At 71.0% G+C, this 24,797-nt stretch carries 26 protein-coding genes; 11 read left to right on the top strand and 15 right to left on the bottom strand.

All coding sequences use genetic code 11. From position 1 onward, the window contains the following. Positions 1-51 precede the first annotated feature (51 nt). Positions 52-906 carry a DUF1684 domain-containing protein gene (locus ACX80P_RS10770; protein ID WP_459278064.1) on the bottom strand — a complete coding sequence of 285 codons (855 nt, stop codon included), beginning with the start codon at positions 904-906 and terminating at the stop codon, positions 52-54. 138 nt (positions 907-1,044) lie between these two features. Here ACX80P_RS10770 and ppk2 point away from each other — a divergent pair, with 138 nt between their 5' ends. Beyond that, complete coding sequence (gene ppk2 / locus ACX80P_RS10765) at positions 1,045-2,010, top strand: polyphosphate kinase 2 (RefSeq protein ID WP_459278063.1); 966 nt, start codon at positions 1,045-1,047, stop codon at positions 2,008-2,010. A 33-nt stretch (positions 2,011-2,043) separates the two neighbouring features. On the opposite strand, the gene ACX80P_RS10760 is transcribed toward ppk2, so the two are convergent. The 5 genes from ACX80P_RS10760 to ACX80P_RS10740 form a co-directional block, all read right to left on the bottom strand. After that, positions 2,044-2,451, bottom strand: coding sequence for a DUF4190 domain-containing protein (locus ACX80P_RS10760; protein ID WP_459278062.1), 408 nt, complete (start codon positions 2,449-2,451; stop codon positions 2,044-2,046). Between the two features lie 80 nt (positions 2,452-2,531). Next, positions 2,532-4,028: an amino acid permease gene (locus tag ACX80P_RS10755; protein ID WP_459278061.1), complete on the bottom strand. Its 1,497-nt coding sequence runs from the start codon at positions 4,026-4,028 to the stop codon at positions 2,532-2,534. A gap of 148 nt (positions 4,029-4,176) precedes the next feature. Next, the gene (locus ACX80P_RS10750; RefSeq protein WP_459278060.1) at positions 4,177-5,637 is read right to left on the bottom strand and encodes an amino acid permease; all 1,461 of its coding nucleotides are present in this window, start codon (positions 5,635-5,637) and stop codon (positions 4,177-4,179) included. A 104-nt stretch (positions 5,638-5,741) separates the two neighbouring features. Beyond that, a complete protein-coding gene (locus tag ACX80P_RS10745) occupies positions 5,742-6,380 on the bottom strand; it encodes a TetR/AcrR family transcriptional regulator (protein WP_459278059.1) in 639 nt (212 codons plus the stop codon). After that, entirely contained in the window at positions 6,364-7,158 is a 795-nt protein-coding gene (locus ACX80P_RS10740; RefSeq protein WP_459278058.1) for a phosphatase PAP2 family protein, read from the bottom strand. The genes ACX80P_RS10745 and ACX80P_RS10740 overlap by 17 nt, the downstream gene beginning before the upstream one ends. 114 nt (positions 7,159-7,272) lie before the next feature. Between ACX80P_RS10740 and ACX80P_RS10735 the strand changes: the two genes are divergently transcribed. Further along, entirely contained in the window at positions 7,273-7,935 is a 663-nt protein-coding gene (locus tag ACX80P_RS10735; RefSeq protein ID WP_459278057.1) for a pyridoxine/pyridoxamine 5'-phosphate oxidase, read from the top strand. Between the two features lie 21 nt (positions 7,936-7,956). On the opposite strand, the gene ACX80P_RS10730 is transcribed toward ACX80P_RS10735, so the two are convergent. Further along, entirely contained in the window at positions 7,957-8,733 is a 777-nt protein-coding gene (locus tag ACX80P_RS10730) for a sulfite exporter TauE/SafE family protein (protein ID WP_459278056.1), read from the bottom strand. A 58-nt stretch (positions 8,734-8,791) separates the two neighbouring features. Beyond that, entirely contained in the window at positions 8,792-9,619 is an 828-nt protein-coding gene (locus tag ACX80P_RS10725; protein ID WP_459278055.1) for an aldo/keto reductase, read from the bottom strand. Positions 9,620-9,880: 261 nt separating this feature from the next. Between ACX80P_RS10725 and ACX80P_RS10720 the strand changes: the two genes are divergently transcribed. After that, positions 9,881-10,513 (top strand): GNAT family N-acetyltransferase, encoded by a 633-nt coding sequence (locus ACX80P_RS10720; RefSeq protein ID WP_459278054.1) that lies wholly within the window; start codon positions 9,881-9,883, stop codon positions 10,511-10,513. Between the two features lie 4 nt (positions 10,514-10,517). Here ACX80P_RS10720 and ACX80P_RS10715 read toward each other — a convergent pair whose 3' ends face one another. From ACX80P_RS10715 to ACX80P_RS10705, 3 genes are all read right to left on the bottom strand, one after another. After that, on the bottom strand, positions 10,518-10,967 hold the full coding sequence (locus ACX80P_RS10715) for an SRPBCC family protein (protein WP_459278053.1): 450 nt from the start codon (positions 10,965-10,967) through the stop codon (positions 10,518-10,520). A 65-nt stretch (positions 10,968-11,032) separates the two neighbouring features. Continuing rightward, positions 11,033-12,034 (bottom strand): NADP-dependent oxidoreductase, encoded by a 1,002-nt coding sequence (locus ACX80P_RS10710; RefSeq protein WP_459278052.1) that lies wholly within the window; start codon positions 12,032-12,034, stop codon positions 11,033-11,035. Between the two features lie 65 nt (positions 12,035-12,099). Then, positions 12,100-12,837: a maleylpyruvate isomerase family mycothiol-dependent enzyme gene (locus ACX80P_RS10705; protein ID WP_459278051.1), complete on the bottom strand. Its 738-nt coding sequence runs from the start codon at positions 12,835-12,837 to the stop codon at positions 12,100-12,102. A gap of 62 nt (positions 12,838-12,899) precedes the next feature. On the opposite strand from ACX80P_RS10705, the gene ACX80P_RS10700 reads away from it, so the two are divergent. Next, positions 12,900-13,442 (top strand): acyl-CoA thioesterase, encoded by a 543-nt coding sequence (locus tag ACX80P_RS10700; protein WP_459278050.1) that lies wholly within the window; start codon positions 12,900-12,902, stop codon positions 13,440-13,442. A 92-nt stretch (positions 13,443-13,534) separates the two neighbouring features. On the opposite strand, the gene ACX80P_RS10695 is transcribed toward ACX80P_RS10700, so the two are convergent. Then, entirely contained in the window at positions 13,535-14,113 is a 579-nt protein-coding gene (locus tag ACX80P_RS10695) for a hypothetical protein (RefSeq protein WP_459278049.1), read from the bottom strand. 13 nt (positions 14,114-14,126) lie between these two features. Next, positions 14,127-15,455 carry an APC family permease gene (locus ACX80P_RS10690; protein ID WP_459278048.1) on the bottom strand — a complete coding sequence of 443 codons (1,329 nt, stop codon included), beginning with the start codon at positions 15,453-15,455 and terminating at the stop codon, positions 14,127-14,129. Positions 15,456-15,634: 179 nt separating this feature from the next. Between ACX80P_RS10690 and ACX80P_RS10685 the strand changes: the two genes are divergently transcribed. The 6 genes from ACX80P_RS10685 to ACX80P_RS10660 all read left to right on the top strand — a co-directional run bounded on the left by ACX80P_RS10685 (position 15,635) and on the right by ACX80P_RS10660 (position 22,066). Further along, complete coding sequence (locus ACX80P_RS10685; RefSeq protein ID WP_459278047.1) at positions 15,635-17,023, top strand: OFA family MFS transporter; 1,389 nt, start codon at positions 15,635-15,637, stop codon at positions 17,021-17,023. 1 nt (position 17,024) lies between these two features. Next, entirely contained in the window at positions 17,025-17,129 is a 105-nt protein-coding gene (locus tag ACX80P_RS10680) for an MFS transporter small subunit (protein WP_459278046.1), read from the top strand. Between the two features lie 53 nt (positions 17,130-17,182). Further along, positions 17,183-18,187, top strand: coding sequence for an MBL fold metallo-hydrolase (locus ACX80P_RS10675; protein ID WP_459278045.1), 1,005 nt, complete (start codon positions 17,183-17,185; stop codon positions 18,185-18,187). A 62-nt stretch (positions 18,188-18,249) separates the two neighbouring features. After that, the gene (locus ACX80P_RS10670) at positions 18,250-18,723 is read left to right on the top strand and encodes a MarR family winged helix-turn-helix transcriptional regulator (RefSeq protein WP_459278044.1); all 474 of its coding nucleotides are present in this window, start codon (positions 18,250-18,252) and stop codon (positions 18,721-18,723) included. Positions 18,724-18,825: 102 nt separating this feature from the next. Continuing rightward, positions 18,826-21,057, top strand: a complete 2,232-nt coding sequence (malQ, locus tag ACX80P_RS10665; RefSeq protein WP_459278043.1) for a 4-alpha-glucanotransferase — start codon at positions 18,826-18,828, stop codon at positions 21,055-21,057. Positions 21,058-21,061: 4 nt separating this feature from the next. Next, complete coding sequence (locus ACX80P_RS10660; protein ID WP_459278042.1) at positions 21,062-22,066, top strand: NAD(P)/FAD-dependent oxidoreductase; 1,005 nt, start codon at positions 21,062-21,064, stop codon at positions 22,064-22,066. Between the two features lie 65 nt (positions 22,067-22,131). Here ACX80P_RS10660 and ACX80P_RS10655 read toward each other — a convergent pair whose 3' ends face one another. After that, entirely contained in the window at positions 22,132-22,518 is a 387-nt protein-coding gene (locus ACX80P_RS10655) for a YtxH domain-containing protein (RefSeq protein WP_459278041.1), read from the bottom strand. Between the two features lie 179 nt (positions 22,519-22,697). Between ACX80P_RS10655 and ACX80P_RS10650 the strand changes: the two genes are divergently transcribed. Further along, entirely contained in the window at positions 22,698-23,504 is an 807-nt protein-coding gene (locus ACX80P_RS10650) for a DNA-formamidopyrimidine glycosylase family protein (RefSeq protein WP_459278040.1), read from the top strand. Between the two features lie 42 nt (positions 23,505-23,546). On the opposite strand, the gene ACX80P_RS10645 is transcribed toward ACX80P_RS10650, so the two are convergent. Then, entirely contained in the window at positions 23,547-24,794 is a 1,248-nt protein-coding gene (locus ACX80P_RS10645; protein WP_459278039.1) for a glycosyl hydrolase, read from the bottom strand. Positions 24,795-24,797: the final 3 nt, after the last annotated feature.

The following is a 24,797-nucleotide window of genomic DNA, read 5'->3' as shown; positions in this document are numbered from 1 at the left end:
CGATCCCCGGTGGCCGACCGCCGGGGACCGCCGGACCGGGACCCGGAGCAGCTACCGCGACACGGACGCCCGGGACGCGGCTTGACCGCCCCCCGGGTCCTTCTCGCCGGCCTCGATGAGCGCGTCGACGACGTTCGCGCCGACCGGCGCCGGGCACGTCCCGAAGGGCGTGAACGCGCTCGGGTAGTTGATCGCGCGGTTGAAGTCGAGGACCACGCCGCCGTCCGGGCGGGGGCGGCGTGTGGTCACCGAGCGCCAGGCCGCGGTGCTGACGCCGTTGGTCGCGTCGTGGAAGGTGATCGAGAGCGACCCGGCCCCGTCCTGGGCGGCGCGGAGCCGGAACCTGCGGCTGTCACCGGGAAGCGAGAAGACCACCTCGCCTGCCGTCTCGTGCGATCCCGGCACCTCCGGGTGCGCGGTGGCGATCGGCTCGTGGCGGGGCTCCCCGTAGGGCTCGAACCGTCCCTCCACCACGAGATCGGGCCGGTAGCCGAAGGTCGGGACACCGGCGAAACCGGTGAGCACGGGCGAGGCGGCATCCCTGGTCCGGAGGGCGTAACGGCCGGCGCGCCGCGCGAGTTCGACGACGACGCGGCGTCCGTCCTCCCCGCCGTACGCCACCCACAGAAGCGAGTCCTCGTCGTCGAGGGTGGCCGTGATGGTCCCCTCGACCCTGCCGCCCGTCGGGTCGGTGAGATCGGTCAGGCCGCCCGAGGCCCGCGCGGTGAGCCGGGCGGAATCGCCCGTGGAGGACCAGGCGCCGGGGACGCCGTCGACCTGCGCCGGCTCCCCGCCCAGCCACTGGAAGGACGTCAGGGTCAGCCAGCCGTGGTCCTCGGCCAGGGCGGCATTCCGGGCGTCCCGGAAACGGCGCCAGCGTTCCTCGGGGGTCTGGTCGGTACTCACGGGTCTCCTTGCTCGACGGGCCGGGTGTGGGCTGTAACCCGCTGGGGCTGCAGGGGATTCCCCGGCGCGGGTGCTCGCCGAGGCTTTCTCTGAGAAGATGGGCATCCGTGCGGCACGGTCGAACCCGGAGGACCAGGGATGAGTTCAGGAAAAGCAACCCCCGACGACGCAGTGCTCGACGCGGTGCCCGCCCTCGAAGCCCCCGCCCCCGAAGCCCCCGCCATCCCGGTCCCGGTCCCCCGCCCGGAGGGCGAGGACCAGGTGCTCCTGCCGCACCCGGACCAGCCGACGTGGCGCGAGGACTACCCGTACGAGCAGAAGATGACGGAGCGCGAGTACCAGAAGGCCAAGAGGGCCCTCCAGATCGAACTGCTCAAGATGCAGGGGTGGGTCAGGGCGAACGAGGCCAAGGTCGCGCTGGTGTTCGAGGGGCGTGACGCCGCCGGCAAGGGCGGGACCATCAAGCGCTTCATGGAGAACCTGAACCCCCGCGGGGCGAGGATCGTCGCCCTGGACAAGCCGAGCGACAAGGAGAAGACCCAGTGGTACTTCCAGCGCTACGTCTCCACACTCCCGTCGGGCGGCGAGATCGTGCTGTTCGACCGCTCCTGGTACAACCGGGCCGGGGTCGAGCGCGTCATGGGCTTCTGCTCGCCCACGGAGTATCTCGAGTTCATGCGGCAGGCTCCTGAATTCGAACGCATGCTCGTGCGCAGCGACACGCACCTCACCAAGTTCTGGTTCTCGGTGTCGCAGGAGGAACAGCGCCGCCGCTTCGCCAAGCGCCACACGGACCCGGTGCGGCGCTGGAAGCTCAGCCCCATGGACCTGCAGTCCCTCGACAAGTGGGACGACTACACGGCGGCCAAGGAGGCCATGTTCTTCTACACCAACACGGCGGACGCCCCGTGGACGGTCATCAAGAGCAACGACAAGAAACGGGCCCGGATCGAAGCCATGCGCTACGTCCTCCACGTCCTCGACTACGACGAGAAGGACCACGACGTCGTCGGCACGCCCGATCCGCTGATCGTCGGGACGGGCCCGCACTCGCGGGTGTTCGAGGCGGGGGAGCAGTCCACCCACCTGTTCCCCACGCTCTGACGTCCCCTCCGGGCCCGGGGCACCCGGCGTGACTCAGTAGCTGTAGCGGGCCGTGGCGCCGAATCCCACGAAGATGAGGACGAAGAACAGGATGCCCGCCAGGATCGCCAGCGCATAGAGCGCCGTGACGACCCAGCCGAGGACCTTCCCCGCCGTCGCGGGGACGCCGAGCCGCTCCGCCTTCCGGGCCTGCCAGATGGCCAGCGGCCCGAGGATGATGCCCGCCACGAAGAACCCCACGAGACCGAGGATCAGGGAGAGCTGGGCGGCCTTCTCACCCTCCATCGTCTGGTACGAGGACTGGTAGAGGCCCGACGGGTAGCTGCCGGTCGGCTGGTAGGGGCTGCCCGTCCGGTTCGGCGGGTAGCCGTAGGCACCGCCGTCGTACGGATCCCTGCGGCCGGGGGAGGGGAGTTCACTGGGATAAGGATCCTGGGACATCGTGGTTCTCCTGCTCGGCGGGCCCCGGGAAGGGTTGCTCCGGGGGCACCATCATCTCGTGTCCGCGGCGCCGGCGCACCTCATGCGGACGCGGGAGCCCTGCGGTCCGCGCGCTGCTGCGCCCCGAGGCGGGAGTGATGGTTGCCGTAGGCGAAGTAGAGGGCGAAGCCGAGCACGAGCCACACGGCGAAGAACAGCCAGGTGATGGTGGCGAGGTTGAACATCAGGTAGAGGCAGAGGAGGGCCGACGCGATGGGGATGACCGAGCCGAAGGGGACGCGGAAGGCCGGCTTCAGGTCCGGGCGCCTGTGGCGCAGCACGATGATCCCGAGGCTCACCGTGATGAAGGCGGACAGCGTACCGATGTTGATCATCTCGGCGAGGATCTCCACCTGGGTGAACCCGGCGAGCAGGGCGACGACGACGCCGCAGAGCACCTGCGTGCGCGCCGGCGTCCCGTGCTTGTCCGAGGTGCGGCTGAGGACGCGGGGCAGCAGCCCGTCGCGGCTGAGTGCAAAGATCACCCGCGCGAGGCCCATCAGCAGCACCATGATCACGGTGGTCAGGCCGATGAGGCTGCCCACCGAGATGACGCCGGCGGCCCAGTCCGCGCCGACCAGCTGGAAGGCGGTGGCGAGCGACGGCGCGCCGGAGGCCCCGAGTTCGGTGTAGGGGACCATGCCGGTCACCACGAGGGTCACCAGGATGTAGAGGACACTGACGACGGCGAGCCCCGCGAAGATGCCCCGGGGGAGCGTGCGGCTCGGGTTCTTCACCTCCTCGGCGGAGGTGGCGACGACGTCGAACCCGATGAACGCGAAGAACACGAGCGCCGCCCCCGAGATGATGCCGGTGAAGCCGAACGCTGCCGGCGTTGCACCGCTGAGGAAGGAGAGGAAGGGCTGCTCGGCCCAGCCGGCGCCGCCCTCCGCGGGCTGTGAGGCAGGCACGAACGGCGTGTAGTTCTCGGGGTTGACGTAGAAGAAGCCGACGACGATGACGAACAGCACGATGCCGATCTTGATGACGGTGAAGACGCTGTTGACGCGCGCGGAGAGCTTGGTGCCCCAGACGAGGACGGCGGTGAAGACGGCGACGATCAGCAGCGGTCCCCACGCGAGGTCGAGGCCCAGCAGGCTGACCTCCGCGGGTACGTCGAGGTCGAGGGCGCTGAAGAGGTCCGAGAGGTACACGCCCCAGAACTTCGCGATGACGGCCGCCGCCATGAGCAGCTCGAGGATCAGGTTCCAGCCGATGATCCAGGCGATCAGCTCGCCCATCGTGGCGTAGGTGAAGACGTAGGCACTGCCCGCGACGGGCAGTGCGGTCGCGAACTCCGCGTAGCACATGATCGCCAGGGCGCATGTGATCGCGGCGAGGACGAAGGAGATGGTCACCGCGGGGCCGGCGTTGAAGGCGGCGGCCTGCGCGCCCACCGAGAAGATCCCGGCGCCGACCGCGACGGCGACACCCATGATCATGAGGTCCCATGCGGTGAGGGACCGTTTGAGACCGTGCCCTTTCTCATCGGAGTCCTTGATCGACTGCTCGATCGACTTGGTCCGGAAGAGGTCCATGGAGGGCGGGTCCTTCGGTGGTGGGGATGGGTCTGCGGCCGCGGAGGGAGCCCGCGACCCCTGTCGAGGATAGGAGGTGAGGGGGCCCGCCGCACGTTCGTGACGCGGACGGCGGGCACCTCACGCCCCGGGGTGCCGCCGGGAGGGGTCAGCCCTGCCGCTTCAGGAGGGCGTGGCGCGGGCTGTCGGGGTTCATGAGCGAGTGCTTCCGGCCGTAGAAGAAGTAGATGGCCAGGCCGATCACGAGCCACACGCCGAAGCGCGCCCACGTCTCCCAGTGCAGCTGCAGCATCAGGAACAGCGACGCGAGGACGCCGAACGCGGGGACGATCGGCATGAGCGGCAGCTTGAACGTCCGGGGCACCTCGGGCCGCGTGCGCCGCAGGACGATCACCGCGATGCAGACGACGACGAACGCCGCGAGGATGCCGATGTTGGTGAGGTCCGCGACGGCGCGGATCGGGAACACCCCGGCGAGCAGGGCCGAGGCGATCCCGGCGATCCAGGTGACGCGCTGCGGCGTGCCGTTGCGGTCCGTCGTCGAGAACCAGGCCGGCAGGAGCCCGTCGCGGCTCATGGAGAACCAGACGCGGGTGACGCCGAGGAGGAAGGTCAGCATGACGGTGAGGATGGAGATCACGGCGAACGCCGAGATGACCGTCGCGACGACGGGGAGGCCCACGGACTGGAAGGCGGAGGCGAAGCCCGCGGTGGGGCTGATGTCCTTGTAGTTCTGCATCCCGGTGAGGACGAGGGTCGCCAGGACGTACAGGATCATCGCGATCAGGAGGGACAGGAGGATGGCCTTCGGCATGTGCTTCTTGCCGTCCTTGGCCTCCTCGGCGGCGGTGCTCATGGCGTCGTAGCCGAACACGGCGAAGAAGACGGTGGCGGCCCCGGCGAACACGGCACCGAAGCCCGACGGGACGAACGGCGAGTAGTTCTCGGCGTTCACGTAGAAGAAGCCCAGACCCACGATGCCGAGGATGAGCAGGATCTTCAGGCCCACGGCGACGAGCTCGAACCGGCCGAAGGTCTTGGTGCCGCGACTGAGGATGAAGGTGACGAGCAGGCAGACCATGATGGCGGGGAGGTTGATCACGCCGCCCTCGATCGTGTCCGGCGTCCCCTGCATCCAGGTGGGTACGTCGACACCGATGCCGGACATGAACTCGGTGAAGTACCCCGAGATGCCGATGGCCACGACGGCCACGATGGCGATGTACTCGAGCAGCAGGTCCCAGCCGATGAACCAGCCGATGATCTCACCGAGGGCCACGTAGCCGTAGGTGTAGGCGGAGCCGGCGCGGGGGATCATCCCGGCGAACTCGGCGTAGGACAGCGCGGCGGCCGCGCTCGCCAGGCCGGCGATGAGGAACGAGATCAGGACGGCCGGGCCCACCGGGGTGCCGTCCGGGCCGCCGTTCGCGACGAGTCCGGCGAGCGTGAAGATCCCGACCCCGATGATGCCGCCGACGCCGATGGCCGTCAGCTGCCATAGGCCGAGGCTCTTGAACAGGCCGCTGCGGCCCGTCTCGTCCTCCACGTTGTCGATCGGCTTGCGCCGCAACACCGATTGCGACCCTTGCAGGGTTGGGTTCTCCGACATCATCGTCCGTTCTGGGTGGGGGGTGCTCGTGTGCACCACCCAGTATGGGGCGGCGGGACGTTCGCGGGTAATCATTTTTGGTGATGGGAATTCGTCGGTTCTGCTTACGTTTCGCCGGTCCGGCGGTGACGGACACCGTCCAGGACGAGGTCGAGATACCTCTCGAGCCCCGCGTTCCGGGTGGTCGCGGCGGCTTCGGGCGGCAGGGAGCCGAGCATGCGGACGAGCATGAGGACGTCGTCGCCGCCGAGGTCCGGCCGCGCGCCGCCCTGTCTCAGGCGGGCGGCGAGTTCCTCGGCGGCGGGAGCGATCCGCCGTCGCAGCACCGCGAGCCCCGCGGAGACGAACCCGTGGTCGTGCAGGAGCTCCCGCAGTCCGCGGTCCTCGAGCTGCATGCGGGCCGCCGCGCCGAGGAAGAGCCGGGCGGCCGCCCACGGATCCTCGAGGGTGAGGGCCCGGGACACGGCCGCGTCGACGTCGGCCACCCGCTGTTCCAGAATGGCCTCGATGAGCGTCCGGCGATCGGGGAACCGGCGGTACACGGTGCCCACGCCCACGCCGGCCTCGCGGGCGATGTGCTCGAAGCTGCAGTCCGCGCCGTGGACCGCGAACATGCGCCGGGCGGCCGCGAGGACCACCTCGCGGTTGTGGCGGGCGTCGCGGCGGAGCGGGCGCGCGGCGGGAAGGGGACCTGGCGGGAGGGGGCCGGCGTCGGGCGGGGGCTGCTCAGACGGGGGCGCCACGGGTGGCTGTCCGGCGCAGGCGGAACGTCAGGAAGAGCCGGTGCGCAGTGATGACGACGGCGAGCCAGGCGACCCCGAGCGTCCAGGCGACCAGGACGTCCGTGAGCCAGTGGTGGCCGAGGTAGACCCGGCTGAGTCCCATGGTCACGGCGAAGGCGACGGCGAGAGCGACGGTCAGTGCGCGGGTCCGCTTGCGGTGTTCCCGCAGGACCAGCAGGTACGCGACGATGCCCGCGATGACCACGGCGTTGAGGGAGTGCCCGCTGGGGAACGACGGCGAGGTCTCGTAGGGCGGGACAGCGAGGTCGGTGGGAGGGCGGAGGCGCCCGATGGCGTCCTTGCCCGCGATCGTCATGAGCAGGGAGCCGAATGCTGCCGCGGGCAGCAGGATCACGGGAGTCCAGGAGCGGCGGTGCACGGCGAGCAGCACCATGATCGAGAGGGCGAGGACGGGCATGCCGATCGGTCCGCCGATGTTGGTGTACCCGGTGACGGAGGCGTTGAGCCAGTCCTGGCGGAGGGACACGGCGAGGTCGAGGGCCGGGTGGTCGAGGGCCGCCACGCCGTCGGCCTCCATCACGGACTCGTACACCTCGGCGGACGCTGCCGTGAGGGCCGCGGCCACGCCGCCGCCGATCGCGATGAGGAGCAGCAGTGCGGCGTGCGGGCCGACCCAGCGGGCGAGCGGGCGGACGCACCGGACGAGGAAGCGGCCCACCGGGGATGTCCACCGGGTGAGGTCTCGTGGTCCGACGTATTGGTCCTGGTGCGCTGGCATCCACCGACTCTATGCTGCGGCCCCGGGAAGGGCATCCCTGGAGGGTGTTCCGCGAGGCCGGGTTGCACGATCGCGGCGGCGGGGTTCCAGGGGCGTGGGGGCTAGGCTGGCCGCATGAGCGATCCAGGCATGATCCGCGACATCGTACGCGGCGTTCCGGTGTTCCCCGACGAGATGCCGCCCTTCGATCCGGAGGCGGCCCCCGACTCCCCGCTCCCGCTGTTCGTCGAGTGGTTGCAGCGCGCGGTGGACGACGGCGTCGCGGCTCCCCACGCCGTCAACCTCGCCACGGTGGGGGAGGACGGCCTGCCGGATGCGCGCGTCGTGATCCTGAAGGACCTCACACCCGACGGATGGCAGGTCGCCTCCAGCAGCGACAGCCCGAAGGGCCGGCAGCTGGCGGGGAACCCCGCCGCCGCGCTGACCTTCTTCTGGCCGGAGGCCGGCCGGCAGATCCGCATCCGCGGTCCCGTGTCCACCGGTACGACCGAGGAGAACGACGCCGATTTCCAGCGCCGCCACCCGGTGGCCCGCGCCCTGGTGCTGGCCGGCAGCCAGAGCGCGGTGGTGCGGAGCCGGGGCGACGTCGCCGCCGCGGTGGCGGAGCAGGTGCACCACATCGAGGCCGAGGGCGGCGTCGCGTCGACGACCTGGACGGTGTTCACGGTGGCGCCCGACGCCGTCGAGTTCTGGCAGGCCGACCAGGAGCGGCGCCACACCCGCCTGCTGTACACCCGGTTCGGCGAGGGCTGGCGCCGGGAGATGCTCTGGCCCTAGGCCCGCCCCGCCGCCGGCAGGTCAGCCGAAGAAGACGATCCGGATCAGCGCGACCCCGCCGATCACGAGGATCGTGGCGCGGAGCGCCACCGGGGAGAGCCGGCGTCCCACGCGCGCGCCGAGCAGGCCGCCGAGGGTGGCCCCCACGGCGATCACGAGGACGACCGTCCAGTCGATGGACTCCCGGCCGAAGATCATGAACGTGGCGGCCGCGACGCCGTTGACGGCCGTGGTCAGGACGTTCTTGATGGCGTTGATCCGCTGGAGACTCTCGATGGTCACCATGCTCATCAGCCCGACGATGAGGATGCCCTGCGCGGCACCGAAGTACCCGCCGTAGATCCCGAGGACCCCGATCCCCGTGAGCAGCAGCAGGGAGCGGCGCCGCGACGGCGCGGCGTCGGGGGCGGCCTCGAGGGCCTTCGCTGCTGCTGCGCGCTGGACGCGCGGCGCGAGCGCCACCATGGCGAGGCCGATGATGATCAGGACGGGGACGATCGCCCGGAAGGCCTCGGGCGGGAGGACCAGCAGCAGGAGCGCGCCGATCAGGCCGCCGACCGCCGACAGCGGCAGCAGTCGCAGGAGGAGCCGCTTGTTGGTGGCGATCTCCCGGCGGTAGCCCCACGAGCCGGAGAGCCCGCCGCCGACCAGGCCGATGTTGTTGGAGATGTTCGCGACGATCGGCGGGTAGCCGAAGAGCAGCAGGGTGGGGAACGTGACGAGGGTACCCGACCCCACGACGACGTTGATCATGCCCGCCCAGAACCCGGCAAGGAGGATCACGGCGATCTCGAGCACGTGCTGGACGTCCTTCCGGGATCGTCAGGGGATCACTGCGGGACGACGGAGGGCCGGTTCAGTGCCCGAACTCGTCCGAGTCGACGACGTCGGCGCGGCCGGAGTCGAGCGCGTAGACGGCAGCCAGCTCCGCCCCGGAGAGTTCGAAGTCGAAGATGTCGAGGTTCTGGGCAAGCCGCTGGGGGTTGGAGGACTTGGGGATGGCGACCATGCCCTGCTGCACGTGCCATCGCAGCACCACCTGAGCGGGTGTCCGGCCATGGGCCTCCGCGATCGCCGTGACGGCCGGCTCGTCGAGCAGCCCGCCGCCCTGGCCCAGCGGGCTCCAGGACTCCGTGACGATGCCGTGCTCGTTGTGGAACGCCCGTTCCACGATGCGGGGCCGCCGGGGGTCGAGCTGGATCTGGTTCACGTCGGGGACGATCCCGGCGTCGATGACCTGCTGCAGGTGCGCGGGCTTGTAGTTCGAGGTACCTACCGCGCGCACGAGGCCCTGTTCCATCAGCGCGGCGATGCCCTCGACGGCTTCGACGTGGCGCCCCTGGCCCGGGTTGGGCCAGTGGACCAGCAGCAGGTCGATGTACTCGAGCCCCAGCAGGTCCGCGCTGGTCTCGAAGGCGCGCCGGACGCCGTCCCGGCTGTGGTGTTCCCGGTTGAACTTCGTGGTGACGAACAGTTCCTCCCGCGGCACGCCGGAGCGACGAATCCCCTCGCCGACGCCCGACTCGTTGCGGTAGTTCTCCGCCGTGTCGACCAGCCGGTAGCCGGCATCGAGGGCCAGGGCCACCGTGTCCGCTGCCTCGGCGTCGTCCAGTGGCCAGGTCCCGAGGCCGAGGAGGGGGAGGTGGGCGCCGCTGCGCAGCTGGACGGTGGGGGCGAGTGCCATGGTGGTGTTCCTGCTCGACGGATGCTGGGTCGGTACCAGCCTGTCCCGCGCCGCACCCGCCGTCAAACGGCCGTCACGATGGCTCCCCACGGCAGGGCTTCGGTCGCGGCCGCCCAGGACTCGTTCCGACGCGCAGCACGGACTGTTCGACGGCCGGAAAGGTACGCCCGGTCCGCTTAATTTCACATCGGGCCCGGACAGGCCTATAGTCTAAGGACGGGCCTAGCAGCGGGCCATTGAACCACCATCGTGGAGCTGACCATGCAAACTTCCCTCTTGGCCGATCCCGGCACCCAGACGGCGCAGGCCGTCGATCCCCAGCAGTTCGGCTGGGCTGTGGCTCCCGGAGGTGCCCCCGCGCCCGCACCCCGTGCGGATGACGCCGAATTCCCCACCGACCTCTCGGTCGTGTCGAACCGGCAGCTGAGGGTCCTCTGCAACCAGACCTACCGGGTACTGGACCGCGACTTCCCGCCCATGGAAGCCGTCCACCACTACGAGTTGCTGGTCGAGGAGATCGAACGGCGCGAGGTCCAGGCCGAGACCCGCAGCGAGCCCACGAAGGCACGCGGCGGCTTCCGGGACAACTCCCTGTTCTCGCGCTTCGAGCTCTTCAGCGACGGCACCATGGTGGGCCACGTCAAGTACGAGATGAAGGGCGCGCACGCCGTGCTGATCCAGGCGGTAGTCGACCCGCAGTTCGACCCCGTCGACATCGAACCCGCCCTGATCCGCCGCGTCCTCCTGAACGCCCACCAGCGGCGCATCGCCGTCGTCCCCTACTGCCCGAGGGTGCGGGAGTTCCTCCGCGACTTCCCCCAGTACCGCGCGCTCCTGCCCGTGGACCAGCGCAAGCGCCTCGAAGCGACCCTCCGCGTCTCCGTGGACGCCTGAGCCGTCACGAGGCGTCCGCCGTCAGGAAGCGGTTGCGCACCGTGATCAGATAGCGCAGGTACGGCCGGAGCAATAGCCGCTCCGCCACCGCACCCGCCGGTCCGAACGGCGCGGTGAACCGGATGGTGTCCACCATCGTCGTGATGCCGCCGGCCTCCGAGAACTCGTGGACGTGCCGGAAGTCCCGGAACGGCCCGGTGCGTTGTTCGTCCACGAACCGGTGAGGTGCGTCGAACTCCGTGATGACGCTGGTCATCCTGATGGGCACCCCGAAGTGCCAGGCACGCCACGTGACGTGTTCGCCGAGGCCGATGAGCCCGCTGGTCACCCCTCCGACGGCCCGCTCCCGGGAGAAGCGCATGGACGTCGCGTGGGCGTCGATGCTGCGCGAGCGGTCGAACAGTTCGGCCACGCCCACGGTGGTCGTCGTCGTGCATGTGAAGGCTGCGGTCATGACCCCAGTATCGTCGCGGGCCGTCGGGGTGCGTCGGGTGACAGCCGCGACACGCGCCTGGGCGCTCAGGCGCGGACGAGCATCTTGCCCGTGTTGGCGCCGTCCATCATGTCCAGGAAGGCTCCGACGGCGTTCTCGATGCCATCCACCACGGTTTCGTCGAACACGACGCTGCCCTCGGCGAGCCAGCCGGTCATGCGCTCGGCGAACTCGGCCCGCAGGTCCTGGTGCCGGCCCACGATGAAACCCTCCAGCTTGAGCGACCGCGTGACCAGGTTGGACAGGTTGTCGGGGCCGGGGGCGCGCTCGGTGCTGTTGTACTGGGAGATCGCGCCGCACAGGGCCGCACGGCCTCCCGTGGTGAGGCGATCGATGGCGGCCTCGAGGTGGTCCCCGCCCACGTTGTCGAAGTACACGTCGATCCCGTCCGGGGTGAGGTCCCGCAGCTGCCGGCGCACGGGGGCGTCCTTGTAGTTGAAGGCCTCGTCGTAGCCGTACTTCTCCTTGAGCAGGGCCACCTTCTCCGCCGAGCCGGCCGAGCCGATCACGCGCGAGGCGCCGAGCTTGCGGGCGATCTGGCCGGCGATGGAGCCGACGGCGCCCGCAGCGCCGGAGATGAAGACGACGTCTCCCTCCTTGAGCCCCGCGACGCGCTTGAGCCCCGCATAGGCCGTGAGGCCGGTCATGCCGGCGGCACCGAGGAAGACGGACAGGGGCAGTTCCGTGTCCGGCAGGGGCGAGAAGAGTGCAGCCGGGCCCTGGGCCACGTCGCGCCACCCTTCGCCGTGCAGGACCGCCGTGCCGACGGGCATCGCCTCGGACGTCGACTCGATGACGCGGCCCACTGCTCCGCCGGTCATGGTCTCGTTCAGGCCGAAGGGTGCCACATAGGACTTCGAATCGTTCATGCGGCCCCGCATGTAGGGGTCGACGGACACGTACTCGTTGCGGACGCGTACTTCGTCCCGGCCGAGTGCCGGCAGCTCCACCGTGACGGTGGCGAAGTCCTCCGGGACGGGCGTGCCCACAGGACGGCGGACGAGTTGGATCTGGGTACTGACGTTCATTGCTGCTCCTGGTGCTCGGGTGCTTCCTGAACGTGCCAACCCCGGATCCGGAGGATCTATTCCGTTTACAGCGCCCTGGCCAGGCGGTCGCGGAGCTCCCGGGCCGCGTCCGACGGCGGGGTCGGCTGGAGTGCCCGGCCCCAGAGCCACAGGAGCAGGGCGTCGGGATCGGCCCGGAGGACGGGCTGCCCACGCGCCGCCGTGTCGCGGGTGACGGCGACACGCTCCGGGTCGAGGTGCAGGTCCCAGGAGTGCCCGCCCGCCTCGAGGCGGAGCGCCGCCCCGGAGGCCGTGCGGTCGGGCCGGCTCCGGGCGAGCATCACGGTCAGCACCTCGTCGATGCCGTCGAGGGCCAGGTCCGGGTCCACGGGGGTGGGTTCGCCTCCCGCCGCGTCCTCGAGGTCGATGCGATGGATCGTGGTCTCGTGGGTGAGCCGCCTGATCCAGAAGCCCACGGTCTGGTCCCACGGAACGAACGTCTCCGCACGGTCCTCGGGGCGGTGTCGGTCGAACTGGTCGGTGAGGCTGGTGAAGGAGTGGGCGAGCAGCGCCTGCGGGGGGAGACTGCCGATGCTCACGGGCGGCCAGCCATGGCTCGGACGCTCCCCCGTCCGGATGGTCTCGGCCTTGTGGAGGAAGACGATCGCGGTGTGTCGCGCGAGGTCCTCACCCGTCCAGCCCGGACACGCCGGCACCGGCAGGTCGAGGGTGGCGGGGACGAGGTCCGCCAGGGTCCGGTACGCCCTGTCCAGCAACTCCCGGTACCGGTCCATCGGGAGGGCGTGCGGGGAAGCCTGGTCCATCCACCGAGTCTAGGCGGGGCACCTTCGACGGGGTGATGTTACTGCCCGGTAATATCGGGGCCATGCACCTGATCTTCCGCACGATGCTGCAGCTCTTCCTGTCCGGCCGACGTTCGCGCCTCAGTATCTGGGGAGCCGGCAGCGCGACCTTCCGGGTCCTCCCCACAGACATCGACATCGCGATGCACATGAACAACGGGATGTACTTCTCGGTCTTCGACCTCGGCCGCTTCGACCTGATGGTGCGCAGCGGGGTGTGGCGGCAGATGCGCCGGCGCAGCTGGACGCCCGTCGCCGCCGGGGAGACCATCAGTTTCCGCCGGTCGCTCCAGCTGTGGCAGCGCTACGCCGTCGAGACCCGCATCATCGGCCTCGACGAGCGAGCCGTCTACTTCGAGCAGCGCGCCGTGGCCGACGGCGAGATCCATGCCCGTGCCTTCATCGCCACGAGGCTCGTCTCGCCGTCGGGTCCGGTCGGTAACGAGGAGATCATCGCAGCCTTCGGGGCGCCACCGGCGGACCTGGTGCTGCCCGGGTGGATCCACGAGTGGCGCCTCAACAACGCGCTGCCCAGCACCAGGAAGCCCGCACCCCACGCCTGGTAGCCAGGCGCCGTGACGTCAGGCGTCCGGTGCAGGCGGCAACCGTGAAGGGAGGCGGCCCCGCGGGCCGCCTCCCTTCGTCCGCGCGCCGGAGGCTAGCGTGCCCGGCGGGTGCGGGGGAGCAGCATGGCTGCGAGCAGTCCGACGACGACGGCGAACGGGATGGCCAGGGCCGCGATGCCGGGCGACCCTGCGATCGATGCCGGTGTCATTGCCGCGGTGGACGCGTGCATCGTGCTGGTTCCCTCGGCCAGCTCCCCGTTGCCGGACGCCAGCGTGGCCGCCCCGTCCGCGAGGCGTGCATTGCCGTCGGTGAGTGCCGCGGCGCCGTCATCGAGGTCGCCCGACCCGGTCTCCAGGGCCGCTGCACCGCTGTTCAGGGCGACCAGGCCCTCATCCAGGCTGGCCGTCCCGTCCGCGATCCTCTGCGTTCCCACGGTGAGGTCGGCTGCGCCGTCGGCGAGCTTCGCCGTGCCCTCGCCCAGGCGTACGGCGCCGTCGTTCAGGGCGACCGCCCCCGTGGCCGCTGTGGACGCACCGTCCACGAGCGCCGGGGTCTTGGCGGCGAGTTCCGTCGATCCTGAGGCCAGCCGGTCGGTCCCGTCCGCGAGGCGGCTCGTACCGTCCGCGAGCTTCGCCGCGCCCTCCGTGAGGGTGGCGCTGCCCGTTGCCACCTTGCGGGAGAAGTTACTGGTCGGCGGCCCTCGGTGCCCGCCTGCGGGCGAATCGCTGCACGCCGTACAGGGCCAGGCCGATGGCGAGGAGGATGCCGGTGCGAACCCAGATCTCGGCCGTCTGCTGGGTGAGCAGCAGGATGCAGGACGCGATGGCGAGGTAGGGGAAGACCACCGGGATGCGGAAGTGCTTGTGCTCCACCGCGTCCTTCCGCAGGACGAGCACGGCGATGTTGGTGCTGAGGAAGACGAACAGCAGCAGCAGGACGACGGTCTGGGAGAGGGACTCGAGGCCACCGGTCAGCGTCAGTGCCATCGCGACCAGGGTCGTGGCGACGATGGCCACCCACGGGGTGCGGCGGTGGGGCAGCACGCGGTCGAAGACCGACGGGAAGAGGCCCTGCTCGGCCATCCCGAAGGTGATCCTGCTCGACATGATCATGGTGAGGAGGGCGCCGTTGGCGACCGCGATGAGGGCCACGAAGCTGAAGAGCCAGCCGGGCACGCCTGCGCCGGTGGCAGCCACGACGTCGAGCAGCGGCGAACTGGACCCGGCGAGCTGGTCGGGGGCGAGGGCGGCGGAGGATGCCAGCCCGATCAGGAGATAGACGACGCCGGCCGTGAGGAGTGCGCCGAAGAGGGCCCGCGGGTAGACGCGGCTGATGTCGTGGACCTCCTCGGCCACGTTCGCGGAGACCTCGAAGCCGACGAAGGAATAGTAGGCGATGAGCGACGCCGCCAGGACGGCCGACGCCGCGCCCACACCGGGAGGGAACTCGTTGACACGCGAGAGGTCGCCGTTGCCATCGGCCACGAAGATCCCCACGACGACGATCACCAGGACCAGGCCCGACACCTCGATGACGGTCATGACCACGTTGCTGCGCACCGACTCCTTGATGCCGCGCATGTTCAGCAGGCCCAGGAGGACGAGGAAGACGAGCGCGGCCGGCGTCGTGGGCACGTCGATGAAGGTGGTGAGGTACCCGCCGGCGAACGCCTGGGCGAGTCCGGCGGCACTGGTCACTCCGGCAGCGAGCATGCAGAAGCCGACGAGGAACGAGATGAAGGGCCTCTTGAAGGCGCGCTCTGCGAAGACCGCGGCTCCCCCGGCCTTCGGGTACTTGGTGACCAATTCGGCGTAGGAGCCGGCCGTCAGGAGGGCGAGGGCCAGCGCGACCATCAGCGGCATCCAGATGGCGCCGCCCACCTCCGCGGAGATGACGCCCACCAGGGCGTAGACACCGGCTCCGAGGACGTCACCGAGGATGAAGAGATACAGGAGCGGTCCGGTGATCCCGCGTCTCAGTCTGGTGTCGGCGCCCTGCTCGGTGATGGTCATGAGCGCCAGTGTAGGCGAGATTGCTAAGCCGGCTGCGTACTTGCCGGATCACAGAACCGCTCGACGCGCCACCACTACCGCCGATCGTGGCGTGCACGCCGATCGCTGTGACGCACAGCATAATTGCTCTCGACAACAATGGCCGGGGGAGGCCGCTCCAGCTGACAGAGAGGCCACCGATGAGTTGGCTCGACCGCGACCACACCATCGCCCGACCGGGATTCAACCGCTGGCTGATCCCGCCCGCCGCGCTGGCCGTTCACCTGTGCATCGGCCAGGCGTACGCGACCAGTGTCTACAAGACCGCCTTGACCACGCACTTCGACGCCTCGCTGACGCAGATCGGCATCATCTTCTCGATCGCGATCGTGATGCTCGGCCTGTCGGCGGCGCTCCTCGGCACCTGGGTGGACCGCAACGGTCCGCGCAAGGCCATGTTCACCTCGGCCGTGCTCTGGACCTCCGGCTTCCTGGTGGGAGCGCTCGGCATCTTCACGAACCAGCTGTGGCTCGTCTACCTCGGGTACGGGTTCATCGGCGGCATCGGCCTGGGTATCGGCTACATCTCTCCCGTGTCCACGCTGATCAAGTGGTTCCCGGACCGCCCGGGCCTCGCCACGGGCATGGCGATCATGGGCTTCGGCGGCGGCGCACTCATCGCGAGCCCCCTGTCCACACAGCTGCTCCGCATGTACGACCCGGAGTCCGGCACCGAGGGCTGGGTGGCCAGCGGCGACGCCGTCGGGAAGCTGTTCCTGACCCTCGCCGTCATCTACTTCGTCTACATGATGTTCGGGGCCTTCACCATCAAGGTGCCGGCCGAGGGCTGGAAGCCGGACGGCTTCGATCCCTCCCAGCTGAAGTCAAAGCCGCTCATCACCACGGACAACGTCTCGGCCGCGAACGCCATCAGGACACCCCAGTTCTGGCTCGTGTGGGTCGTCCTGTTCTGCAACGTCACGGCGGGCATCGGCATCCTCGAGCAGGCCTCCCCGATGATCCAGGACTTCTTCCGCGGCGCGGACGGCACGACGGCGGTCTCTGTCGCCGTCGCCGGTGGCTTCGTGGGCCTGCTGTCCATCGGCAACATGGGCGGTCGGTTCGGGTGGTCCACGATGTCGGACCTCGTCGGCCGCAAGCGCATCTACATGGTCTACCTCGGCGTGGGCGCGGTCCTGTACCTGATCCTCGCCCTGGCGGGCTCCTCCACGACTCTGCTGTTCGTGGCGCTCGCCTTCGTGATCATCTCCTTCTACGGCGGCGGCTTCGCCACCGCACCGGCCTACCTGCGCGACCTGTTCGGCACCTACCAGGTCGGCGCCATCCACGGCCGCCTGCTCACCGCGTGGTCCGCCGCCGGGATCGCCGGACCGCTGATCGTGAACGCCTTCCTCGATGCCCAGGGCACCCCGGGCGAGCTCACCGCGGGTGCGTACCAGCCCGCCCTGCTCACCATGGTGGCGCTGCTGATCATCGGATTCATCGCCAACCTGCTCGTCAAGCCCGTGAACGCCCGCTACCACGAACCCGTCCGGAACGCGCCCCGAGAATTTGCGAAGGAGGCCTGACATGGCCCGTGCACGAATCACCGCCGTCTGGGCACTCGTAGGAGTGCCCCTCGCCTACGGTGTCTTCCAGACCCTCACCAAAGCAGCGGCCCTCTTCGGGGGCTGACCGGGACGCCCTTGCGAGGTCCCATCGTGGGGGGAGACCGTCGGGAAGGACGCATGAAGAGCACCAGTACGCAGCAGGTCGAGGCCCTCGAACGCGGAGAGCTTCCGCCGCTGGAGCAGGTGCGCGCCGACGTCTGGTCCCTCGCGCAGCCCATGCCGGGCGGGCACCTCGCCTACTCCCTCACGTACCTGCTGCTGGGTGCCGACGGCGGCGTCCACGTCGTCGACCCCGGGTGGGACTCCGACGCGAACTGGGCCCGGCTGACGGCGGCGCTCGCCCGGATCGCACCGGGCGGTGCGGCGTCGGTCACCGGGATCACCGGGACACACCTGCACCCCGACCACGTCGGCATGGCAGCCCGCCTGCGGCAGGCCTCGGGCGCACCCCTGGCGATGCACGCCGCGGAGCGTGCCGCGCTCGAGCGGCACAGCACCCGGCTGCTCGACCCGCAGGAGAACGCCCGGCGGCTCCGAGCGTGGGGCGTCCCGCCCGAGCGCCACGCCGAGCTGACCCGGTTCGTGGACCGGTCGCCCGTCGGGCTCGTGCCGGCCGTGGACCGCACCCTGTCCGACGGCGACGTCCTGCCGGTTCCCGGGTTCAGGATGGTCGTGATGGGCACACCGGGGCACACGGCCGGCCACGTCTGCCTGCGCGACGACGACCGCGGGCTCCTCGTCACCGGGGACCACGTGCTGCCCGCGGTGTTCGCCGGGCTGGGGCTCGGGGGGCCGACGCCGTCGAACCCGCTGGCCGACTACCTGGCCTCGATCGACCGCGTGCGCCGCTACGGGCACTACGAGGCACTTCCCGGCCACGGCTACCGGTTCACGGGGCTGGGGGGCCGAGCGGAAGCAAGCGCCGGCCATCACCTGACGCGCACGCGGGAGGTGGCGGCGATCCTCGAGGCCGGCGAGGATCCCAGCGTCTGGGACCTCGCCTCGCGGCTGACCTGGACCGCGGGCTGGGAGGGGCTGCAGGGCTTCCAGCTGCTCTCCGCCCTCTCCCAGACGGAGATGCACCGGGACTTCGTCAGCGCGCCCACGCCGCCTGTGCCCTGAAATCTTCGGATTATTGGCCGGAGGCCCTCCCGGCCCGGGCCGGTCCTCTATACGCTTCGGGGATGGAGACAGCAGCGGAGGCCGGTGACGTCGAATTCGACCACGCCATCGAGGTGCTCGAGGAGCAGACGAGCGTACTGTGGCGCCGGGAACGGACCACGTCGCATGCGCTCGCGAAGCACGTGCACCCCGAGATGGAGCCTGCCGCCTACGGCATCCTCACCCTCCTGCAGCGGGAGGGCTCCCTCCGGGCGACGGACATCGCCCTGAGCATCGGGGTGGGCAAGCCGTCCGTGAGCCGCCAGCTCGCCGGGCTCGAACGGCTGGGGCTCGTTCTCCGCCAGCTCGACCCGCATGACGCCCGCTCCCAGCGCGTGGTCCTCACCCCGCTCGGACAGCAGCAGCTCGCAGCCGCACAGTGCGGCCGGCGTACGGCGTTCACGGCCCTCATGCGCAGCTGGAAACCCGAGGACGTGCAGACGCTCGGAGCGCTGATCGCCCGCCTGAACAGCACCTACACGAAGGACACCTGGTAGCGGCCCCGGAACCGCGCGGCGCGGCGTTCCGGTCCCCGTCAAATCCGTGATGCACCGCAGGAGCGGATGCACAGCCTGCCGATGGCCGCCTAGATTGAAGCCATGGCCGAGACGACGCAGCACGACGACCCACGCCCGCCCGCCCCCTCGCCCCTCGAACAGCTCGCCGAGGCGCACCGGGTGGGGACCACCTCCAAGGGATGGGACGGCGAACCCGCCCGGGTGAGCCCCGAGACGCTCGTGACGGTCCTCGCGGCCCTGGGCGTCGACGCCTCGTCCGACACCGCCGTCGCGCAGGCCCTCGAGGACGCCGTGACTGGCCCGTGGCGCTCGGTCCTGCCCGCCGTCGTCGTCGTGCGCCGGGGCCGCGCCGACCCCGTGGCCCTCCACGTGCCCGCCGGAGCGGCGGTGGAGCTCAGCGCCGTGGGCGAGGACGGCGTCCACTACACGGTGACGGTCGGCGAGGCGCGGGAGACACGGACGGTCGACGGCCGGCACCTCGAGCGGCGCGACGCCACCCTGCCCCACGCCCTCCCGCTCGGCTGGCACACGCTCCGCGCCGCCATCGACGGGCAGGAGAGCTCGTGCACCCTCGTGGTCACGCCGGACCGGCTGAGCACGACGACGGCGCTGGCCGAGCACCGCCGGTGGGGCCTCATGGCGCAGCTGTACTCGGTCCGCTCCGCCGATTCCTGGGGTATCGGCGATCTCGCCGACCTCGGGCGGATCGCGCAGGCGGCCGCGCAGCACGAGGGCGACTTCGTGCTGGTGAACCCCCTGCACGCCGCGGAGCCGGTCCCGCCGGTGGAGCCCTCGCCCTACCTCCCGACCACACGCCGTTACTTCCACCCCCTGTACCTGCGGGTCGAGGACATCCCCGAGTACGCGAGGCTCGGCGCCGCGGCGCGGGACCGCATCGAGGGGCTTGCCGTGGGTTTCGCCGCGGCGAACACGGCCACCGACCTGCTGGACCGGGACTCCTCCTACGCCGCCAAGCTGGAGGCCCTCGAACTGGTCTTCGCCGTCGAACGCCCCGCCCAGCGCCAGCAGGACTTCGACGCCTACCGTGCACACCAGGGCCAGGGGTTGGCCGACTTCGCGCTGTGGTCGGCGCTCGCGGAGGCGTATGCGCCGGACGCCCCGGAATGGCAGGCCGTCGGACGCCCCGGCTCGCCCGGAACCCGAGAGGCCGCCCGGCGTCACGCGGGCCGGATCGAGTTCCACGCCTGGTTGCAGTGGCTCCTCGACGAACAGCTGCAGGAGGCCCAGCTGGACGCGACCGACGCCGGGATGTCCATCGGCGTGGTGCATGACCTCGCTGTGGGCGTCCACCCCAGCGGGGCCGATGCGTGGGCCCTGCAGGACGTCCTCGCCGCGGGGATCAGCGTGGGCGCACCGCCGGACATGTTCAACCAGCTCGGCCAGGACTGGAGCCAGCCGCCGTGGCATCCGGACCGCCTGGCCGCGTCCGGGTACGCGGCCTTCCGGGACATGCTCCGCAACATCCTGCGGCACGCGGGCGGCATCCGGGTGGACCACATCCTCGGCCTGTTCCGGCTCTGGTGGATCCCGCAGGGCGCCGCGCCCGGCGCGGGAGCCTACGTCTACTACGACCACGAGGCGCTGATCGGCATCCTCGCCCTCGAGGCGGAACGCGCCGGCGCGATCGTGGTCGGGGAGGACCTCGGGGTCTTCGAGCCCGGCGTGCAGGAGTACCTCGCCGAGCGCGGCATCCTCGGCACCTCGATCCTGTGGTTCGAGCAGGACGAGGACGGGCCCCGTCCTCCCGAGGCCTACCGCAAGGGCTGCCTCACGACGGTGACCGTGCACGACCTCCCGCCCAGCGCAGGCTACCTGGCAGGGGAGCACGTGATGCTGCGCGAGAGGCTCGGCCTCCTCAGCCGGTCCGTCGAGGAGGAACAGGCCGAGGACCGCGCTGTCCAGGAGAAGTTCCTGGCCCTCCTCCGGAACCGCCATCTGCTCGCGGACGGCCCGGCCGGCGTCCCCGAGACCGTCGAAGCGCTGCACGCGTTCATCGCGCAGACGCCGTCCGTCCTGCTGGGCGTCGCGCTCGCCGACGCCGTCGGGGAACGGCGCACCCAGAACCAGCCGGGCACCAAGGACGAGTACCCCAACTGGAGGATCCCCCTTGCCGACGCCGACGGCCGGGCCGTCCTGGTCGAGGACCTCGCCGCCAACGAGCGCTTCTCGTCCCTCGTGGCGTCACTGGGCCTGTCCGCCGCTCCGGGGACCCCGCGCCCCGCCACGGGACCGGCAGCCGGAGCGCAAGCGGAACGTGCGGTCGCGCCGCTTCCCGGCTCCGTGGTCGGATGACGGTATGGACAAGCCAGGAATTCATGACGTCATCGTCGTCGGCGGCGGGATCGCAGGCCTGAGTGCGGCCCTCGTGCTCGGGCGGTCGAGGCGGCGCGTCCTCGTGATCGACGCGGGGACGCCCCGCAACGCGCCGGCGGACGCCGCCTACGGCTTTCCCACCCGCGACGGCACGACCCCGGAGCGGCTCGTGGCACTGGGCCGGGCGGAACTGGAACCCTACGGCGTGGAGTTCGTGGACGGCGTCGTGGACGGCGTCGTGGACGGCGTCGAGGACGACGGCGCGCAGGAGGGTGCCGATGTATGGACCGTGAGGATCAGGGACGGCGGCACGGCACGGGCGCGGCACCTGATCCTCGCCTCCGGCCTGCGGGACGTCCTCCCGGAGGTCCCCGGCGCGCGGGAGGCGTGGGGCCGCGGCCTGCTGCAGTGCCCGTACTGCCACGGCTGGGAGGTCAGGGACCAGGCGCTCGGCGTGATCGGTTCCACCGAGGCCTCGCTGGCCCAGGCGCTCCTGCTCGGCCAGTGGTCGGCGGATGTGACCTACTTCCCGCACCTGCTGGGGCCGGTGCCGGAGGAGGACGCACGCCGCCTGCGCGCCAGGGGCGTGCGGGTGGTGGAAGGCACGGTCAGGGAGTTCCTCCTGGACGATGCCGACGACGACGGCCCGAGGGCGCTCCTCGCCGTCGAGGTCGACGACGGGTCCACGGGCGGGGAGCGGGTCCCGTGCATCGCGGTGTTCTGCGAGCCCGGAGCCGATGCGGGATCGCCGCTGGTCGCCTCCCTGGCATCCGAGCTGGGCGACGACGGCTGCATCGTCACCGACCATCGGGGACGGGCGTCCCACGAACGGATCTGGGCGGTCGGCAATGCCGCGGATCCTTCCGCCCACCTCGTCACCGCAGCCGGCGACGCCTACCGGACGGCGGTCGCCGTCAATGCCGTCCTGGTCCAGGAGGACTGCGCGGAGCTGCTGGACGCCCAGGAGGCGGTCAGCGGAGGCGTCTGACGGGCCCGGACAGCACAGGAGGCGGGCCCCGGCGTGCTGCCCGGGCCCGCCTCCTGCCGGAACGGTTACTTCCCGAGATCCTTCCCGAGGTCGGGGCGGGTCTCGCCGTCCTGGGCCTGGAACGGCGTGTCCTCGATGTCGCGGGGGTTGCCCCCGCTGGGTCCCGTGGTCCCCGTGCCCGTCGTGGGCGTGGTGCCCGTGGCGGGCGTCGGCGTGCCGCCCCCGGCCGGGCCGGAGGCGCCCTTCTTCAGCACACCCTTCAGGGATTCCTGCACCTCGGGGGCCTTGCTCTTGATGGTGCCGGTGGTCGACGAGACCTTGTCCTGGACCTTCGGGCTGTTCCACAGCTCCTGAGCCTTGGTCCTGAGCTGCTCGTAGCTCTCCCGGCCGGCGCGCGTCCCGAGGACGTAGCCGGCCGCCATGCCGGCGGCGAAAACAAGCTTGTTCTTCATGGTGCTCTCCCTTCGTCGGACTGCGTTCCCTCCGAATCTAGACCACGACGCCGACCGCGGCGAGAGTGGTCTCCACCGGCGCCATGCTGTAAGGGGTCACGTGGTGCGGCCCATGCCGTGCCGAAGCGTCGGTGCCGGGCGCTAGGGTGGCGCCGTCAGCAACAGGACAGGGAGGCCCGATGCCCGAGGGGGACAGCGTCTTCCGGCTCGCGGTCCGCCTGAGGAGATCCCTCGACGGACGCACGCTCCGTCGCGGCGACCTCCGGGTTCCCGCCCACGCCACGACGCCGCTCGACGGCCTGCGGATCACGGAGCACGTCACCCACGGCAAGCACCTGCTGACCCGGTTCGACGGCGGACTGACCCTCCACACCCACCTGCTGATGCAGGGATCGTGGACGGTCACGGCCCCGGGGAAGTCGCTGCCGCGGACGCTCCTGCCGGATGCGCGGGTCATCCTGGCGGTGCGGGACGGCCCGACGGCGTACGGACTGGACCTGCCCGTCGTCGACCTGCTGCCCACCCGGGCGGAGGGCGAGGCCGTCGGCCACCTCGGCCCGGACCCGCTGCGCGGCGACTGGTCGGCGGACGAGGCCGTGCGCAGGCTGCGCCGCGACCCGGGGCAACGGGTGGCGGCGGCCCTGCTCGATCAGCGGAACGTCGCCGGGTTCGGGAACCTGTGGGCGAACGAGCTCTGCTTCCTGCGCGGCATCCACCCCGACACGGCCGTCGCCGACGTCGACGTCCCAGCGCTGGTGGCCCTCGGCGCCCGGTGCCTGCGGTTCTCGGCGACGCAGCCGGGCGCGCTCCAGGTCACCACGGGGAACACCCGCCGTGGGGAGAAGCACTGGGTGGCCGGCCGTGCGGGCAGGCCCTGCCTCCGGTGCGGCGCCGCCGTGCGCCTTCGGGCGGAGGTGCCGAACGACCCGGGCCGCCGTCGCACCTGGTGGTGCCCGCGCTGCCAGCCGCTGCCGTCGAGGGGGTGACGCCGCCGGCCCGAGTCCCTCGGCCCGCCGGGTCGGTGACGGTCAGCGCCGCGCGGCGAGGGCTGCGGCGAAGGCGTCGGCGGACGCGGTGGTGCTGTTGATGCGCCAGTCGGTCTCCTTGGCGATATGGAACCAGACGACCGCGACGACGTCCTGCTGTGCGGAGACGTACCGGAACAGGCTGGAGATCCATTGGGGCTTGGAGCCGCCGAGCTCGGACGACGCCGTCTCGGCGATCATGATCGGCGTCCCGGGCGCGAGCTGCCTGAGCTGCGCCATGCCGTCGCCGAACAGCGCCTCGGGATCCTGCCAGGAGCTCCACGACTGCGACGTTCCCCAGTTGTAGCCGTCCAGCGCGACGACGTCGACGTAACCGGTACCGGGGTACAGCTCGTCCAGGGGTGTGGAGCCCCAGTAGGGGACGTTGGGGTTCCACACCCAGCTGACGTTGGTCGCGCCGGTCGAGGCGACGACGTCGTGCACGTGCCGGTACGCGGCGATGTAGTCGCCCGCCGCGTTGCCGTTGACGCCCGTGGCCCACGGGTACCAGTCGCCGTTCATCTCGTGCGCGAAACGCAGGTAGACGGGCTGCCCCCAGCGGCCCAGGGCGGTGCCCCAGTCACGGAGGTAGGCGTCGTACTCGCCGGCGGCGATGCGGTCGAGGGAGTAGGCGGGCTGCTCGGTCCCGCCACCCCACGTCCACGGCTCCCAGGTCAGGAGCGTCTCGGCGCCGCGGGCGCGCACGGCGTCCAGCTCGGCGATGGGCGCGGGCTGGTCGAAGTCCTTGTAGGACAGCACGAGCGAGGGCGCCTCGCCGGCGAGCGCGCTGACCTCGTCGAGCTCGCCGCCGGCCGCGGGCCCGCCGTCGGTGCCGACGCCGAACCGGATGCCCTTCGGCGTGCCCGGGGCGGGTGTCGGGTCCGCAACGGTGTAGCGGGCGGTCGCGGAGGCGGCGCCGACCGTCACCGTGATGTTCACCGGCCCGGTCCCGGCCGGGACGATCGACACCGTGACGCTGCCGGCCGCCGTCGTGGTCAGCGGCGCGCTCGCGGTCCCGGCGACCACGGTCCCCCTGGTCTTCTTCGGGAAACCGGCCCCTGTCACGATGACGGCGGTGCCCGGTGTCCCGGAGGTGGCGCTGAGCGTGATCGTGGGTGCGGCCTGGGCGCTCGCCGGCGTCATCCCGACCATCAGGACGGCCAGCGTCGCGACGACGACGGCGAGGCGCGCGGCGCCCGCGCGAACTGCACCGGCGGTGGTCGGGACGGCGGGAGGGGGGAGGGGAAGCATGAT

It is taken from the genome of Arthrobacter arabinosi, from assembly GCF_054511115.1.
This window is presented reverse-complemented; position numbering and strand designations above follow the sequence as displayed.